A 15,570-nucleotide genomic window follows, 5' to 3' on the forward strand; every position below is an offset into this window, starting at 1 on the left:
AGATGCAACTTGGTCATTCACAGCTTTGGCGAGTGAACCTGTGTTCTCCCGTCCCGTACAGCCGGTCATGCCGCCCTGCGAGCGAGTAATCGGCCGAGCGGCGTGTTGGGGTGGGCGACGGCCGCATCCAGCAGCGCGACGAGATTCGCCATCCACTCACGGACCCTGCGGCCATCAAGCAGCTCGCCCTTGTAATTGCATGAGCCGGTGATTCCGGTGGGGCGCTCCTTGAGCATCAGCGACAGCCAGGTCTGGTCGATCGGCAGCACCGGCTGGCCTTCGCGCGCGACGTTGCCGATCGATTCGATCGTGACGTCAGCCAGATCGAGCGGCTGGCGCAGCGGATTTTGCAGGGTGAAATAGACCTGCAGCAGCGAGGCCGGTTCGATCCCCTCCTGCTCCAGATGGTCGGCAAGGATGTTGAACGGCAGCTCCTGGCGCGCATGCGCGTCGAGCACGCTCTGGCGTACCCGGGCCAGGGCTTGCGCGAACGACAGCTCCGGCGTGATTCGGGTACGGACGATCACCGTGTTCTCGAACGGACCGACGACCCGGTCGGTATCCGGCTGGGCGCGATTGGCCATGGCGGTGGCGACCGAAATGTCGCTGCGGCCGCTCTGCGCCAGCAACAGGGCTTTCAGGCCGGTGAGAAGGCACATGAACAGCGTGCTGTTATGCCGGCCGGCGAACGCCGTGAGCCGGCCGATCAGCTCGCGCTCGAGGCTGACGGGGTGATGCCCGGTGGACGCGCCGGGGCTTGCTTCGCCGTCGAAGACGGGGGCCGCGCCGCGCAGATTCTCCGTCCAGTCGGCGGCCTGGCGGCGGGCGGCGTCGGTGCCGCACCACCAGCGCTGCCAGCGGGCGACGTCCGAAAAGGCGAGCGGCAATTTCGGCAGCGGCACGGACGGACGTCCGGCCAGCGCCGCATAGCGGTTGGACAGCTCCTCGAACAGCACGCCGATCGACCAGCCGTCGGCAATGGCATGATGCAGCGTCAGCAGCAGCACATGATCGTCGGCATGGAGCCGCAACAGCCGCGCCCGCAACAGCGGCGGCCGCGCAGTGTCGAACGGGGCGTAGGTCTCCTGCTCGATCAGGAGATCGATCTTCCTGAGTTCGAGGGCTTTGCGCCGCTTGTTGTCGTGGGGACGTCCGTCGCCGATGACCTCGATCGTGAGGGCCGGTCCGAGTTCACCGGGTGTCGCGATGCGGCTGACGGGCTCTTCGCCGCTCCGGCCGAACCCGGTCCGCAGTGATTCGTGGCGGCGCACGATGTCGCCGAACGCCTGCGCGAGGGTGGTCGGATCGAGCGGGCCCTGGAGGCGGAAGGCAAAGGGCAGGTTGAACAGCGGCAGGCCCGGCAGGTTCTGCTCGATCCGCATCATCTGGTCCTGTGCGATCGAGAGCGTTGGGAGCCCGCTTTCAGCAGGCCGCAACATGCCTGTTGCCGGCTTGCGCGGCTTTGCTGCCACGGCCTCGTCAACCCGCCGGGCGAGTTCTTCGATCGTCGGAGCCTCGAAGATGGTCTTGATCGGTAAGGACACGCCGAGCGCACGGGCGACGCGCGCCATCGCCTGGCCCGCCAGCAGCGAATGGCCGCCGAGATCGAAGAAATTATCGGTCACGCCGAGGCTCTCGACCTTCAGCAGGTCGACCCAGATGTCCGAGAGCACTTTTTCGGTGAAGTGCCGCGCCGGCACGGCGGCGTCCGGTGGGGAGATGTCCTGCTGCGCGGGCGCCAGCAGCGCCGACCGGTCGATCTTGCCATGGGCATTGAGCGGTATCTGGTCCAGGAACAGGAATGCGGACGGGATGGCATGGCCCGGCAACCGGCTCTTCAGGAAGTCGCGCAGCGCGCTGGCGCTGCTCTGGCTGCCGGCCCTTGCGACGATATGGGCGATCAGCCTGACATCGCCGCTCGCCTCGCGGCGCGGCTCGACGATTCCGGCGCGCACCGCAGGATGGTCGGCAAGCGCGTTCTCGATCTCCTTGAGCTCGATACGGTAGCCCCGGACCTTGACCTGATGGTCGGCGCGGCCGAGGCATTCGATGGTGCCGTCGGCGCGGCGGCGTGCGAGGTCGCCGGTCCGGTACAGCCGCGCGCCTTCCTGGCGCGAGAACGGATCGGGCAGGAAGCGCTGCCGGCTCTGCGCGGGATCGTTGATGTAGCCGCGGCCGACGCCGGCGCCGCCGATGCAAAGCTCTCCGATCACGCCGACCGGCAGCGGCTGGAGGTTTTGATCGAGCACATGGAGCTGGGTGTTGGGCAGCGGCGCGCCGACCGGGACGTTGCTCGTCGCCGCCGCCGGCGCTTTGGTCAGGCGATGCAGCGAGACGTCGTCGGAACATTCTGATGCGCCATAGGCGTTGATCAGCGACACCTTCGGGCAGCGGGCGAACCAGCTGCGGCAGAGATCGACCGGCAGCGGCTCGCCGGTCGAGATCAGGAGCCTCAATCCCGCAAAGGCGCGCTGGACTTGCGCGTCGTCCATGCGGTCGAGGATCACCCGCAGTAGCGACGGGACGATCTCGAGCACGCTGATCCCTTCACGCTCGATCTCCCGCGCGAGCAGGATCGGGTCCTGCACGATTGCGTTGTCGCAGACATGGACGCGCGCGCCGACCATGGGACCGGCAAGGAACTGCCAGACCGAGATGACAAAGCTCTGCGGCGCAGTCTGGGCGATCACGTCCCTGGCCGTAAGGCCGAGCTCGGAAATGAGCGACGGCAGATGGTTCGACAGCCCGCGCTGCTCGATCATGACGCCCTTCGGCGCGCCGGAGGAGCCGGATGTGTAGATGAGATAGGCGAGGCTCGCGGCCGCGCGCCGCGCCGCGCGGGCCGGCCTGGTCGATCCGGGTGCGATCGCGTCCTCGAGCTCGGCGACATGGATGCGCTCGACCAGCGGCTCGAGCAGCGCCTCGACCATGGCCGACTGGGCGCGCCCGGTCAGCAGCATGCGGGCGCAGCTCGATCCGAGGATGGTCGCAAGCCGCGCCGGCGGCTGGTCGGGATCGAGATTGAGGAAGGCTGCGCCCACGCGCTGCGCGGCGATCATCGCGGCGAGCAGGTCGGGCCCGCGATCTGCAAGCAAGGCGACAACGCTCTCGGCGCCAACACCTTCGCGCGCGAGCCAGCGTGCGGCCGCCTGGCTGCGGCGGGCGAGCTCCCGATAAGTCAGGGAGGTGCGGCCGTCGGAGACGGCGATCGCGTTTGGTGTCTTCTTCGCCTGGCGCTCGAGGCGTTCGCAAAGATTGCCGCGCGTGGTGAAATTGGCCACCACGCCCTGGCCTTTCGCCAGCAACTGCCGGCGTTCGGCCTCCGTCAGGAGCGGCAGGCGCGAGATGCGCTGCTCCGGATTGGTGATCACGGCCTTGAGCAGGGTCTTGAATTGAGCGGCCATGCCTTCGATGGTCGCAGCGTCGAACAGATCGGTGGCGTATTCGAAGAAGCCCGTGAAGCGGCCGTCGGCCTCGACCAGTTCGAGCGTGATGTCGAAGCGCGCGACTTTCGGGTCGACCTCCAGCCGCCGCGTCGACAGGCCGGGGAAACGCGCCGCCTCGATCGAGGCGTTCTGGAGAATGAACATGATCCGGAACAGCGGGTTGCCGTCGCTCCGGCGCGCGATCTGCAGCGCGCGCAGCACTTCCTCGATCGGGAGGTCCTGGTTGCGGTAGGCATCCAGCGTGACCTGCCGCACCCGCCGCAACATTTCGCCAAAACCCGGATCGCCGCCGAAATCGTTGCGCAGGATCAGGGTGTTGGCGAACAGCCCGATCAGTCGCTCGCTCTCGATCTGGTTGCGGTTGGCGATCAGCGATCCCGTCGCGACATCCTCGTGTCCGGTGTGGCGGAACAACAGGCACTGGAAAGCCGCGAGCAGCGTCATGAAAGGCGTGACGCCCTGGTCCTGGCTCAGCGCGCGCAGATCGGCCGACAGTGCCTTGGAGAATTCGAGATAGTGACGGGCGCCGTGACCGCTCCAGACCTCCGGGCGTGGCCGGTCGGTCCGCAGCGGCAGTGTGGTGACACCGTCGAGCTGGGTCCGCCAGTAATCGAGCTGCTCCTTCGCCGCCGGCGTCCGAGCCCAGCTCTGCTGCCATAGCGCAAAGTCGCGATACTGGAAGGCGGGCGAGGGCAACGTCACCGCGCTTGCCTTGCGCGCAGCGGCATAGTGGGCGGCAAGCTCCTCCCAGAACAGCCGTTGCGACCAGCCGTCGGTGACGAGGTGATGGACGTTGACCACCAGCGCGTGGCTGGATTTGTCGAACGACAGCAGGGTGACCTTCAGCGGCGGCTCGCGCGCGAGATCGAACGGATATTGCGCGAGCACGAGCGCCTCGCGCCGGATGATTGCGCCCTGCTTGTCCGCGGCGCAGGGCTTGAGCTTGATCCGCTCGAATCGCGGAGGTGATTGCAGCACCCGCTGCGCCGGCTCGCCCTCGCGTTCGGTGAAGACCGAGCGCAGCGCCTCGTGGCGCGCGCAGATCGAGGCGAGGCTCGCAGAAAGCGCGGCGACGTCGACCAGGCCCTTGAGAACGGCGACTTCGACGACGTTGTAATTGTAGCGGGTCGGATCGAGCCGCGAGAGCACATACATCCGCTGCTGCTGGAACGACAGCGGCGCGTCTGCCGCAGCCGCCTGGCGCCATGCGGGCACCATCGTCTCGCGATGGGTTGTGGCGGTCTCGATCCGGGCCGCAAGCGCTGAGACCGTGGCGCAATCAAAGATATCCTCGAAGGAGAAGTCGACATTGAAGCGTTCGCGCAAGCGCGAGCGCATCTGCGTCGCCGCGAGCGAGTCTGCGCCGAGCGCGAAGACATCCTGGTCGATGCCGACCTGCGGCAGCTCCAACAGACCGGCCCAGATCCCCGCGAGCTGGGTCTCCAGCGCGTTGCGCGGCAATTGCGCTTCGACGCCATGCTCCGCGGTTGCGATCAGATCGGCCAGCGCGTTACGCTTGACCTTGCCGCTCGCGCCTTTCGGCAGTGCGGCCACGCCGCGGATCAGGCTCGGCACCTTGTAGGCCGCAAGACGTTTGCGCGCGAACTGCCGAAGCTGGTCCGGAGTTGCTTCGGAATTCGGGCGCAGCACCACGACGGCGGCGACGTTTTCGCCGAGCTTCTGGTGCGGGACGGCGAACACGCCGGCCTCCAGCACCGCCGGATGGCTCAGCAGGACCTCTTCGACCTCCAGGGGCGAGATCTTCTGCCCGCCGCGGTTGATGACGTCCTTGATGCGGCCGACGATGAAGAGATAGCCGTCGGCGTCGAGATAGCCGAGGTCGCCGGTCCGGAACCAGCCGTTGCGGAAGGCGGTCCGTGTCGCGGCCTCGTCATTATAATAGCCGCGGCTCATGTTCGGCCCGCGCAGCATGATCTCGCCATGCTCGCCGCTCGCAAGCGTGCGGCCCGCCCCGTCCATGATCGCGATCTCGGGGCCCGCAGCGCGGCCGACCGATCCGACCTTGCGCAGCTCGAACGGATTGGCGGAGATCTGCGAGGCCGCTTCCGTCATGCCGTAGGTCTCGAGCACGGGAACGCCGAACATCGCCTCCAGCCCGTTCAGGATCGCGGGCGCGAGCGAGGATGAGGCCGAGCGGATCACGCGCAGCGACGACGAGCGGGCGCGGTCCGGGTCGGCCTCGGCCGCCGTCAGCAGCGCGCGATGGATGGTCGGCACCGCCGTGTACCAGGTCGGTCGCAGCTCCCGCATCCAGCCGAAGAAGGACAATGCGTCGAAACCGTTGGTGCAGATCACGCTGGAGCCCGCGGCAAGTGCCGTCAGCAGGCCGGAGATCAGACCATGGGCGTGAAACAGCGGCAGGGCATTGAGCAGGCGATCGTGGGCTGCGAGCGACAGCACGCGGCCGGCATTGTATGCGGACAGGCACACATTGCGCTGCGTCAGCGGCACCATTTTCGGCCGCGCCGCCGTGCCCGACGTCAACAGGATGAAGGCGTCATCGTCGCCGCGCGAGGCGCCGCTCGTGCTGGCGGGCCCGACTGCCGGGCCGATGAACGCGCAGCCGCCGAGATTGTCGTTCGGCCCCGGCACGAAATCGATCACCGCGATATCGAGCGCCTTGGCAACGTCACGACTTGGTGAATTCATGTCGGCCCGGGTGACGAGCGCGGTCAGCTTCAATTCGCTGAAATAGCGTTGCAGCTCGTCGGCCGTCAGATCGGGATTGACCGGGACGCAGGCGCCGGCCGAGGCGACCGCGATCAGCGCCAGCGCGCTGTCGGCGCCGCGCGGCAGCGCAACGGCGATCCGGTCGGCAGGCGCAATGCCGAGCCCCCGCAGGGTGCGGACCAGTTGCTGGACCAACTCACCCAGCTTGCCGTAGGTGAGGGCCGGCCGGCCCGGCGCGAGGAGAGCCGGTGCCGACGGCGTCTTGCGCGCATAAAAGTCGAGAAGGCCGCCGATATCGGCAAACGTCCTGGTTTCGGCGCCTGCGCTGTCCGAATCCTCTCCCGCCACGGATGCAATGTGGGACAATGCCATTCCCTTTTGATCTGATTGAGCTATTCTTCCCAAGACTTAGGGAGCGCGTCCAGTCTGAGGTGAAGTTCGGGCCCCAAAATCTGTGGTTGAGGGGCCTAAAGCCCTTCGACGGAGTGAAGGTCGGGCAGAATCACCATGCTGGAGAATGAGCCTGTTACGGGGACTGAAGGCGGGTTGAAGCGCTGGCTCGAAGGCGTCGGTCTTGGACATTACACCGATCTCTTCGCGCAGCACCGCCTCGATCTCGATGTGATGGGGGACCTGACGGAATCCGACCTGGTCGAGCTCGGATTGCCGCTCGGCGATCGCAAGCGGCTTCGGCGCGCGATGTCGGCGCTATTCCAGGCTGAGACCGCAGAGAAGCCCGATGCGGCGGCGCGCCCGCAAGTCCGGGCGGAAGTCGGTGCCGAACGGCGTCAGCTCACCACCATGTTCTGCGACATGGTGGATTCCACCTCGCTGTCGGTGCAGTTCGATCCGGAAGACGTGCGCGACATGATCGCGAGCTTTCGCGAGACCTGCGTCCGGGTGGTGAAGCATTACGAAGGGTTTGCCGCGCGCTTCGTCGGCGACGGTATCCTTGTCTATTTCGGCTATCCGACCGCGCATGAGGACGATGCCGAGCGATCGGTGCGCGCCGGGCTCGAGATCGTGCGGGTGCTGTCGACTGCGCGCGCGATCGAGCCGCGCGGTGCGCTGAGCCACGCCCCCGCCGTCCGCATCGGGATCGCAACCGGCCTCGTCGTGGTCGGCGACCTCGTTGGCCAGGGCACCGAGGAGCGCGATTCCGCGGTCGGAGAAACCGTCAACCTCGCCGCTCGCCTGCAAGGTCTGGCGCCACCCAACGGCGTCGTGATCTCGTCCTCGACACAGTCGCTGCTGAAGGGCAAGTTCGACTACCGCAATCTCGGCGTCCATGCGCTGAAAGGCATCTCGGAGAAGACGCAGGCCTGGCACGTGGTGCGCGCCTCGCGAGCGGAGACCCGCTTCGCCGCTGCCATGGGCGGGCGGTTGACACCGCTCGTCAACCGCGAGGAGGAGATCGCGCTGCTGATGGGACGCTGGCAGCAGGTCAAGGACGGCGACGGCCAGGTCGTGGTGAAGTTCGGCGAGCCCGGCATCGGCAAGTCGCGCATCATCCAGGAGATCTTCGACCGGATCGCGGGCGACCGCCATGGACACGTCTCGTTCCAGTGCTCGCCCTATTACACCTCCACGGCGTTCTATCCATTCTCCGAGCAGCTCAAATTCTCGCTCGGCCTCGACCGCGAGGATCCATCCGCGACCTCGCTGGCGGGTCTGGAGACCGCGATCGCGGCCGCCCATGGCGACATCGAGCAGGTCACGCCGCTGTTTGCCGCGCTGCTGTCGATCCCGACCGGAGACCGCTATCCGCCGCTCGACCTGTCGCCGCAGCAGCAGAAGGATGCGACCGTCGCGGCGCTGGTCAATCATTTCCTCGGCCTTGCGCGCGACATGCCGCTGGTGATCGCGCTTGAGGATCTGCACTGGATCGACCCGACCTCCCGCGAGGTGATCGACCTCCTCGTCGCCCGGGTGCAGAACCAGCCGGTCCTTGTCATCATCACCGCGCGCTCCGAATTCCAGCCGAGCTGGAACGCGCATTCGCACATCACCACGCTGGTGCTGAACCGCCTGAGCCGACAGCTGCGCACGACGCTGGTCGAGCGCGTCGCGGGCCGCGAGCTTCCCAAGGAGGTGGTCGAGGAGATCATCGTCAAGACCGACGGCGTGCCTCTGTTCCTGGAAGAGCTGACCAAGACCGTTCTCGAATCCAACCTCCTGACCGAGCGGCACGGGCGCTACGTGCTGTCGGGTCCATGGCGGCAGCTCGCGATCCCGGCGACCCTCACCGACTCGCTGATGGCGCGGCTGGACCGGATGGGGCCGTTCAAGCGAATCGCGCAGATCGGCGCCACCATCGGTCGCGAGTTCTCCTACGCGACGCTGCACGCGGTCGCCAACACGCCGGCGGAGCAGATCGAGGCCGCGCTCAATCATCTGGAGGAGGCCGGGTTGATCATGCGCCGCGGCCATCCGCCCGGCGCGCTCTACTCCTTCAAGCACGTGATGATCCAGAACGCCGCGCACGACAGCCTGCTGCACAGCGAGCGGCGCAAGCTGCATTCGCGGATCGCGCAGGTGCTCGCCGAGATGTATCCGGAGAAGACCGAGCGCGAACCGGAGCTGCTGGCCCATCACCTCACCGAATCCGGCCAGAGCGAGGGCGCCGCCAGCTTCTGGCTCCAGGCCGGCAAGCAGGCGGCCAAGAGCGGCGCCAATCTGGAGGCGATCGGGCATTTGCGCCGGGGCTTGAGCGTCGTGCAGGCCAATGCGCGCATGCAGGGCGCCGACGAGATGGAGCTGGAGCTGCGCATCGCGCTCGGCAACGCATTGATTGCCGCCAAGGGCTACGCTGTGCAGGAGGTCGAGGAGAACTACATCCGCGCGCTCGAGCTCGGTCAGCAGCTCGACGACGACGAGAAGGCCTTCGCCGCCACGCGCGGGCTCTGGGTCTGCCATTTCATCCGTGCCGATCTCAGCCGCGCGCACGATCTCAGCGTCGAGCTGTTGAAGTTCGCCAAGCGCGAGCGGCTGAACGAGCGCACCCAGCCGGCACAGCAGACCGGCTATCTGATCGAGGCGCACCGCTCGATCGCGATGACGATGCTCTATCGCGGCCGTTTTGCCGCTTCCCAGCACCATCTGCACCGCTGCATCAACCTCTACAGTCCTGATCTGCACTCCGATCTGATGGAGCGGCACGGCACCGATCCCGGCGTCGTTTCGCTGTCCTATCTCGGCTATCTCCTCTGGTTCCTCGGCCGGCCCGACGCGGCGCGCCAGCACAGCGAGCAGGCGATCGCGAATGCCGAGAAGATCCGCCATCCCTTCACGCTCGCCTTCGCGCTCGTGTTCGGCGCCTATCTGTGCCAGCATTTGCGCGACGTCGAGGGCACGCGCGACCACGCCAACCGCGCCATGATCATCGCCACCGAGCACAATTTCCTGCATTGGAAGCAGCAGGCGGCGATCCTGCGCGGCTGGGCGCTGGCCCAGCTCGGCGACGCCGACGAAGGTCTCAGCCAGATGCGCCTCGGCCTCGACGAATACGAGGCGATGGATTCCTGGCTCGCCGGCTGCTGGTTCCGCTGCCTCCTTGCGGAAGCCTATGCCAAGGTCGGGATGCGCGATGCCGCCTTGCGCGCGCTGGACGGCGCGCTCGCGACCGCGAGACGGACCGGCGATCACTCCTATCTCGCCGAGGTCTATCGCCTGCAGGGCGAGATCACGATGTCGGACGGTGATCCGGCATCGGTGCAGGAGGCGGAGGACCTGTTCGCCCTGTCGCTGGAGACCGCGCGCAAGCAGGGCGCGCTGTCATGGGAGCTTCGGACCGCCGTCAGCCTTGCGCGCCTGTCGCACCAAGCCGGCAAGCGCGAGCACGCAAGCCTCCTGCTTTTGCCGATCGTCGGCAAGTTCAGCGAGGGCTTTTATACCCCGGACCTGAAGCAGGCGATGCAGCTCCTCAGCGAGCTCGGCGGAGACGTGCCCGTCCTTGAACAGGCCGATGCGATGAAATGAGCGATCTTGCCGCCGCGCGTGCGCGCTACGTCGAGTTGATCGCGAAGCGAGAGCGGATCGCCTCGCCACGCCTGCTCGAAGCGCTCGCCGCCATCCCGCGCGAGGATTTTCTGGCGAAGGGACCCTGGCGCATCAAGAGCGAGGCGGCGCGCAGCTACCGGCTGACGCCGGATCCCGATCCCGTTCATCTCTACGACAATGTGCTGGTCGCGATCGATGCGCGCCGCAGGCTCGACACCGGGCTGCCGAGCCTGTGGGCGCACTTCATCGATCTGCTCGACGTCGGGGAGAAGGACCGCGTGGTCCAGATCGGCTGCGGTCTCGGCTATTTTTCGGCGGTGTTGTCGAAGATCGTGGGGCCCAGGGGCAGGGTGCATGCAATCGAATGCGACGGGCGGCTTGCGGCGCGTGCCGCGAACTACCTTCGCCCCTATCGCAATGTCGAGGTCGTGCATGGCGATGGATGTGAGGAGATCGGCGAGCCGGCCGACGTGATCATCGTGCATGCCGGCTTCCCGCACCCGCATCCGCTCTGGCTTCAGTCGCTCCGCCCGCGCGGCCGCCTCCTGGCGCCGCTGACGCAGCGCGACCGCGAGGGCGCCGCCCTCAAGATCACGCGCAAGGGCAGGGGGTTCGAGGCCGAGGCGGTGCAGCAGATCAGGATCTTCCCCGGCCAGGGTCGCGGCGTGACCGCGCTCGACGACCGCGTCGCCGACTGGTGGCAGCGCGCCGCCGCGCTGGCGCCACTGCGTTTTCGCGGCATCGAGCAGGGGCTGCCGTCGGATGGCTAATGCTTCGTTTCGTTTTACCTTGATTCCGTTTGTGAGTTTCCAGCATCTCGCGGTGCGGCTATGAGTGCGGCTTGATGGCCATTCGAGCGCGCTCCATGCATTCCGTTGCCCTGCTGACCGCCAGCTACGCCAAGGATATCGAACGCTTTTCGCTGCTCAGCGAGAGCATCGACACCTGGCTCTCGGGATACACGCGGCATTATGTTCTCGTTAACGATGAGGACGTGCCGCTGTTCGCGCCGTTTGCATCCGACAAGCGCGTCATCGTTCCGGCCTCGAATTATCTGCCGAAATGGCTCTGGGCGCTGCCGCCCTCGCTTCAGTTCCTCAGCAAGCGCCGGGTCTGGCTGTCGCTGCTGTCGTCGCCGGTGCATGGCTGGCACATCCAGCAGATCCTGAAAATCGCCGGCGTGCTCAACGCATCCGAGCAGCGCGTCTGCATCCTGGATTCGGACAATCTGTTCTTCCGCGAATTCGACGCCGGCCAATATGCCGGCGGAGAGAAGACGCCGCTGTTCGTCACCCCGAAGGACATCGGCGCTGACCACCCGTTGCATGGGCTGTGGCTGCGCACAGTCGATCAGTTGCTCGGCATCAAGGACCGGTCCTTCCCCGCCGATGACTATGTCGGCAACGCGCTGGTCTGGGACAAGGACACCGCGCGCGCGATGACCGACGCCATCAAGTCGGCAACGGGATTGAACTGGGTTCTGGCGTTGTGCCGGAAGAAGAAGTTCTCGGAGTATCTGATGTACGGCCATTTCGTCGCGAACTCTCCGGCGCATCTGGCCACCCATCGGGTCACCGAGGACAGCATCGCCGTCTCGCATTGGGATGAGACGCCCCTCGACCGTCCGGCCATCGAAGCGATGATGCGCGCGGCCTCGCCCGAACAGGTCGCGCTCTGCATCCAGTCCTATTCGTCGACCTCGATCGACGACATCCGCGACGTGTTCCGCCTTAGCTCGCGGGATCGACGCAGCCCGAGCCTGTCTCCTGAAGATATGGGTGATGCGGCCGAATTCGAAGTGCCGGCGAAGACGCGCTAAGGCCGCGTCTCAGGCGTCCCTCGTGAACTTGCTGATGACGTCCATGAACGGCTTCGGCTTGAACTCGCCGTCAAGCGGCAAGGGGCGGTTCGGCTGCTTGTCCGCGCGGGCGAAGGTGCCGTTGATCCAGCTATAGCGATCCGAGAGGCCCCAGGTCAGGATCGAGCGCACCGGCCCGCTGGTCGAGATCGCGGTCAGGAGATCGTCGACGCGCTTGGCGACGATGGCGTCGCGCTCTGCCGGATTGCCCGTCAGTTTCTGGTCGTCGACATCGAGCTCGGTGACGAGCACCTCGAGGCCCCAGGAACGCAGCTCGGTGACGAACTCGGCGAGCCCATGCGTGTCGATCTCGAGCTCGGCGTGCAGATGCGATTGCAGGCCCACAGCGTGCAGCGGCACGCCCTGGTCGAGCAGGTCCATGATCAGGTTGCGGTACGCCGCGCGCTTGGCAATGAACGAGTCCTTCGCCGACTCGATGTCATATTCATTGATCGCGAGCTTGACGAAGGGATCGGCCGCGGCCGCCGTGCGGAAGGCCAGCGGAATCCAGCGGTTGCCCAGATGCTGCGTCCAGAACGTGTCGCGCCGGTCGGTGATCTTCTTCGGATTGTCCGGGATCGGCTCGTTGACGACGTCCCACGACGTCAGCTTGTCCTTGTAATAGGACACGACGGTGCCGATGTGGTCGACATAGGCGCGCTCGACGCCCTTGGAATCCTTGATCTGCTTGGTCCAGTCCGGAATGTCGTGATACCAGGCGAGCGCGTGACCGCGCATTGTCAGATCGTTCTCCCTGGCGAAATCCAGGATCGCGTCGGCGCGCTCGAAGTTGAACGTGTGCGCGTTCGGCCGCAGCATCGGCCATTTCAGCTCGAGCACCGGCACCACCTGGGTGCAATAGGTACTGATGGCTTCGCCGAGCCTGGGATCTGCTTGCAGGTCCCAGAGCGTCGCAGCAGCGCCAAAGCCCAGACGGCGCTGCGCGAGTTTTGATGCCGGCGCGGCGGACGCCGCTGCCCCCACCGCGAGTGCTGCGGCGCCGCCAAGGAGAAATTCGCGTCTGTCGAGCCTGGTCACGGTGGGACGTTCCTTTTGGAACCAACGCGCCATCGTACCAAGCGGCGCCTTGCGACGCCGGGGTTTCCTGTCGTTGGGTTAACCTTTGCGGATGTCCGGTGCGCAACGCGCGTGGCGCTGCATCGCTGTTCCAGTCTGGATCAGGGTTTCGTGTCGTGATCGCTCGAACCGCCCCAGGGAAAGGGCAAATTTAACGCTAACGCGCGAAAGCGGCCTCTCAGCCTCATTCGCCGCCCGATCTGCAGACTTATGTGACACTCTTGAGAGATGCTGCGGCGCAGTTCGTTCGCCCCGCCAAGGTCATTGATTAACGGCCGTCACCATCGCAACACCGTTGCCGGTCCTGTGCTCGCATGCTGAACCGCCATTTCTCGATTTATCTCGTCGCCTACATCCTGCCCGCAGCGGTGGGTTTCTTCGCGGTCACGGCCTACACGCGGCTGCTGACGCCGGCCGAGTACGGCGTCTATGTCGTCGGCATCAGCCTCGCCGGCATATTGGGCGCGATCTTCTTCGCCTGGATCAAGCTGTCGGTGTCCCGCTATCAGGCGATGTCGGCGGAGGTGGATTTTCGCGGCACGGCGATGGTCGCCTTCGGGCTGACGGCCGCGGTCCTCTGCGCCACCACGCCGCTGGTCATTCTGTTCCGCAGCGACCTCAGCGTCGAGCTGCTGCTCGCCAGCATGTTCGTCGCGATCATGGCCAATGCTGTCGATGTCGGCCAGGAATTCGAACGCGCCAAACTGCGCCCCTACAGGTTCGCGGCGATCTCGATCGTCCGCAGCGTGTCGAGCGTCGGCTTTGGCCTGCTCGGCATCTGGCTCGGCTGGGGTGGATTGGGACTGCTCGCCGCGTTCGGCCTGGGCTCGCTCACCGGCATCATTCTCAATCTCGTCGGCGACCGCACCAAGATCGCGCGCTTCGAGCGCAGCCAGTTCATGCAGCTGGCGCGCTACGGCCTGCCGCTGACGCTGGCCGGATTGTCCGTTGCGGTCTATTCGGCCTGTGACCGGCTCATCGTCGCTTATCTGCTCGGCAAGGACGCCGCCGGCATTTTCGGCGTCGCCGCCGATCTGCCGCGCCAGTTCATGGTCATGATCGCCTCCAGCGTCGCCGCTGCGACCGTGCCGCTGGTGTTCCGGTCGCTGTCGGAGAAAAACAGCGAGACGACGCGGGAGCGGCTGAGCGAGAGCCTTGAGTTGCTGCTCGTCGTCGTCGCACCCGTCGCCGTCTGGCTCGCGCTCGCGGCCGACCAGGTCGCGGGCACGCTCGTCGGCGTCGATTTTCGCGCCGGCGTATCGGCGCTGTTGCCGACGCTGGTGCTCGCGCGCTTCTTCGGCATCGCCAATCAATTCTATGTGCAGATCAGCTTCCAGCTCGCCGAGCGGCCGTTCATGCTGGCGGCGCAGTCGTTCCTCACGCTCGTTTTGAGCGTGGCACTGATGTTCGCGCTGGTCGCGGGCTACGGCCTTTACGGCGCGGCGCTCGCCACGCTCGCCACCGAAGCGCTCGGCTTCGTCGTCGCCGTCGCCCTGATGCGCCGCGCCCATCCCGTGCCGTTCGACGTCAACCGCCTCGCCGGCGTTGCGGCTTCGGCTGCGGCGATGGCGGGCGCTATCCTCGTTGCGCGGACGCAGGTCGGCGGTACCGGTATCGTGGCGTTGATGGTCGTCAGCTCCGCGGGTGGGGTTGCTTACGCCGCTGCGGCCTGGCTGCTCAACGTCGCGAATGTGCGGACGTTGTCGCTGCGCTTCCTGCGGACGTTCAACCGCAAGGCGCTGGGCGTATAGACCCGCGCGCTACCCCGCCAGAAAGCCGCCATCCACGGCAACGACGGTGCCGGTCGCATATTGCGAAGCCGGCATGCAGAGGAAGGCAACGGCGCCGGCAATGTCCTCCGGCTGTCCCCAGCGCTTGAAGGCGGTGCGATCGGCGATGCGCTGATAATGCGCAAGGTCGCTGCGGCCGGCGGCGTTGATCGCGGTTTCGATATAGCCGGGCGCGACCGCGTTGACGCGGATGCCTTCTTCGGCCCACTTCAAAGCCAGCGCCTTGGTCAGCATCACGACACCACCCTTGCTGGCGCAATAGGCGGGAATCCGCGGCAGCGCCAGCGTCGCGTTCATCGAAGCGATGTTGACGATCGATCCCGTCTGCTCCGCGAGCAGGGAGTGAAAGGCCATGCAGGTGCGGAACGTGCCGGTGAGATTGACGTCGAGCACCTTCATGAAGGTCTCGATCTCAAATTCCTTGTCGCGCGCGAGAATGCCGGCGCAATTGATCAGCGCGTCGACGCGCTTGTGCTTCCGGGCGAAGGACGTGACGGCTTCGTCATCGGTGACATCGAGCGTTGCGAGCGTGAGGCCCGCGCGCGGTTTGAGGAGGGTGCGGGCAAGATCGGCCTCGTTCGCGCCCGTTGCAGACACCGTCGCACCCAGATCGCAGAATTGATTGCTGATGGCGGCACCAATGTCGCCGGCGCCGCCGATCACGACGGCATGGAAGCCGGGGGCGAGGGAAAAGTTCGGATTCATCGGG

7 protein-coding genes are annotated in these 15,570 nt (G+C 66.3%); 4 read left to right on the plus strand and 3 right to left on the minus strand.

The window, feature by feature from the left end; genetic code table 11:
- Window positions 1-65: 65 nt before the first annotated feature.
- The gene (locus tag AB7245_RS08580; RefSeq protein WP_354079376.1) at window positions 66-6,509 is read right to left on the minus strand and encodes an amino acid adenylation domain-containing protein; all 6,444 of its coding nucleotides are present in this window, start codon (window positions 6,507-6,509) and stop codon (window positions 66-68) included.
- Between the two features lie 135 nt (window positions 6,510-6,644).
- Between AB7245_RS08580 and AB7245_RS08585 the strand changes: the two genes are divergently transcribed.
- The 3 genes from AB7245_RS08585 (at window position 6,645) to AB7245_RS08595 (ending at window position 11,955) form a co-directional block, all read left to right on the plus strand.
- The gene (locus AB7245_RS08585) at window positions 6,645-10,115 is read left to right on the plus strand and encodes an ATP-binding protein (RefSeq protein ID WP_439034195.1); all 3,471 of its coding nucleotides are present in this window, start codon (window positions 6,645-6,647) and stop codon (window positions 10,113-10,115) included.
- On the plus strand, window positions 10,112-10,906 hold the full coding sequence (locus AB7245_RS08590) for a protein-L-isoaspartate O-methyltransferase family protein (protein WP_085403249.1): 795 nt from the start codon (window positions 10,112-10,114) through the stop codon (window positions 10,904-10,906). Before AB7245_RS08585 ends, AB7245_RS08590 begins: the two co-directional genes overlap by 4 nt.
- Before the next feature lie 95 nt (window positions 10,907-11,001).
- Window positions 11,002-11,955, plus strand: a complete 954-nt coding sequence (locus tag AB7245_RS08595) for a DUF6492 family protein (protein WP_085403321.1) — start codon at window positions 11,002-11,004, stop codon at window positions 11,953-11,955.
- Between the two features lie 9 nt (window positions 11,956-11,964).
- Here the strand turns inward: AB7245_RS08595 and AB7245_RS08600 are convergent, their stop codons facing one another.
- On the minus strand, window positions 11,965-13,032 hold the full coding sequence (locus AB7245_RS08600; RefSeq protein ID WP_439034196.1) for an endo-1,4-beta-xylanase: 1,068 nt from the start codon (window positions 13,030-13,032) through the stop codon (window positions 11,965-11,967).
- 353 nt (window positions 13,033-13,385) lie between these two features.
- Here AB7245_RS08600 and AB7245_RS08605 point away from each other — a divergent pair, with 353 nt between their 5' ends.
- The gene (locus AB7245_RS08605) at window positions 13,386-14,822 is read left to right on the plus strand and encodes a lipopolysaccharide biosynthesis protein (RefSeq protein ID WP_085403250.1); all 1,437 of its coding nucleotides are present in this window, start codon (window positions 13,386-13,388) and stop codon (window positions 14,820-14,822) included.
- A 9-nt stretch (window positions 14,823-14,831) separates the two neighbouring features.
- Here the strand turns inward: AB7245_RS08605 and AB7245_RS08610 are convergent, their stop codons facing one another.
- On the minus strand, window positions 14,832-15,566 hold the full coding sequence (locus AB7245_RS08610; RefSeq protein ID WP_085403251.1) for an SDR family NAD(P)-dependent oxidoreductase: 735 nt from the start codon (window positions 15,564-15,566) through the stop codon (window positions 14,832-14,834).
- Window positions 15,567-15,570 lie beyond the last annotated feature (4 nt).

The organism is Bradyrhizobium sp. 604_D8_N2_3 (assembly GCF_051810765.1).
Taxonomy (GTDB): domain Bacteria; phylum Pseudomonadota; class Alphaproteobacteria; order Rhizobiales; family Xanthobacteraceae; genus Bradyrhizobium; species Bradyrhizobium barranii.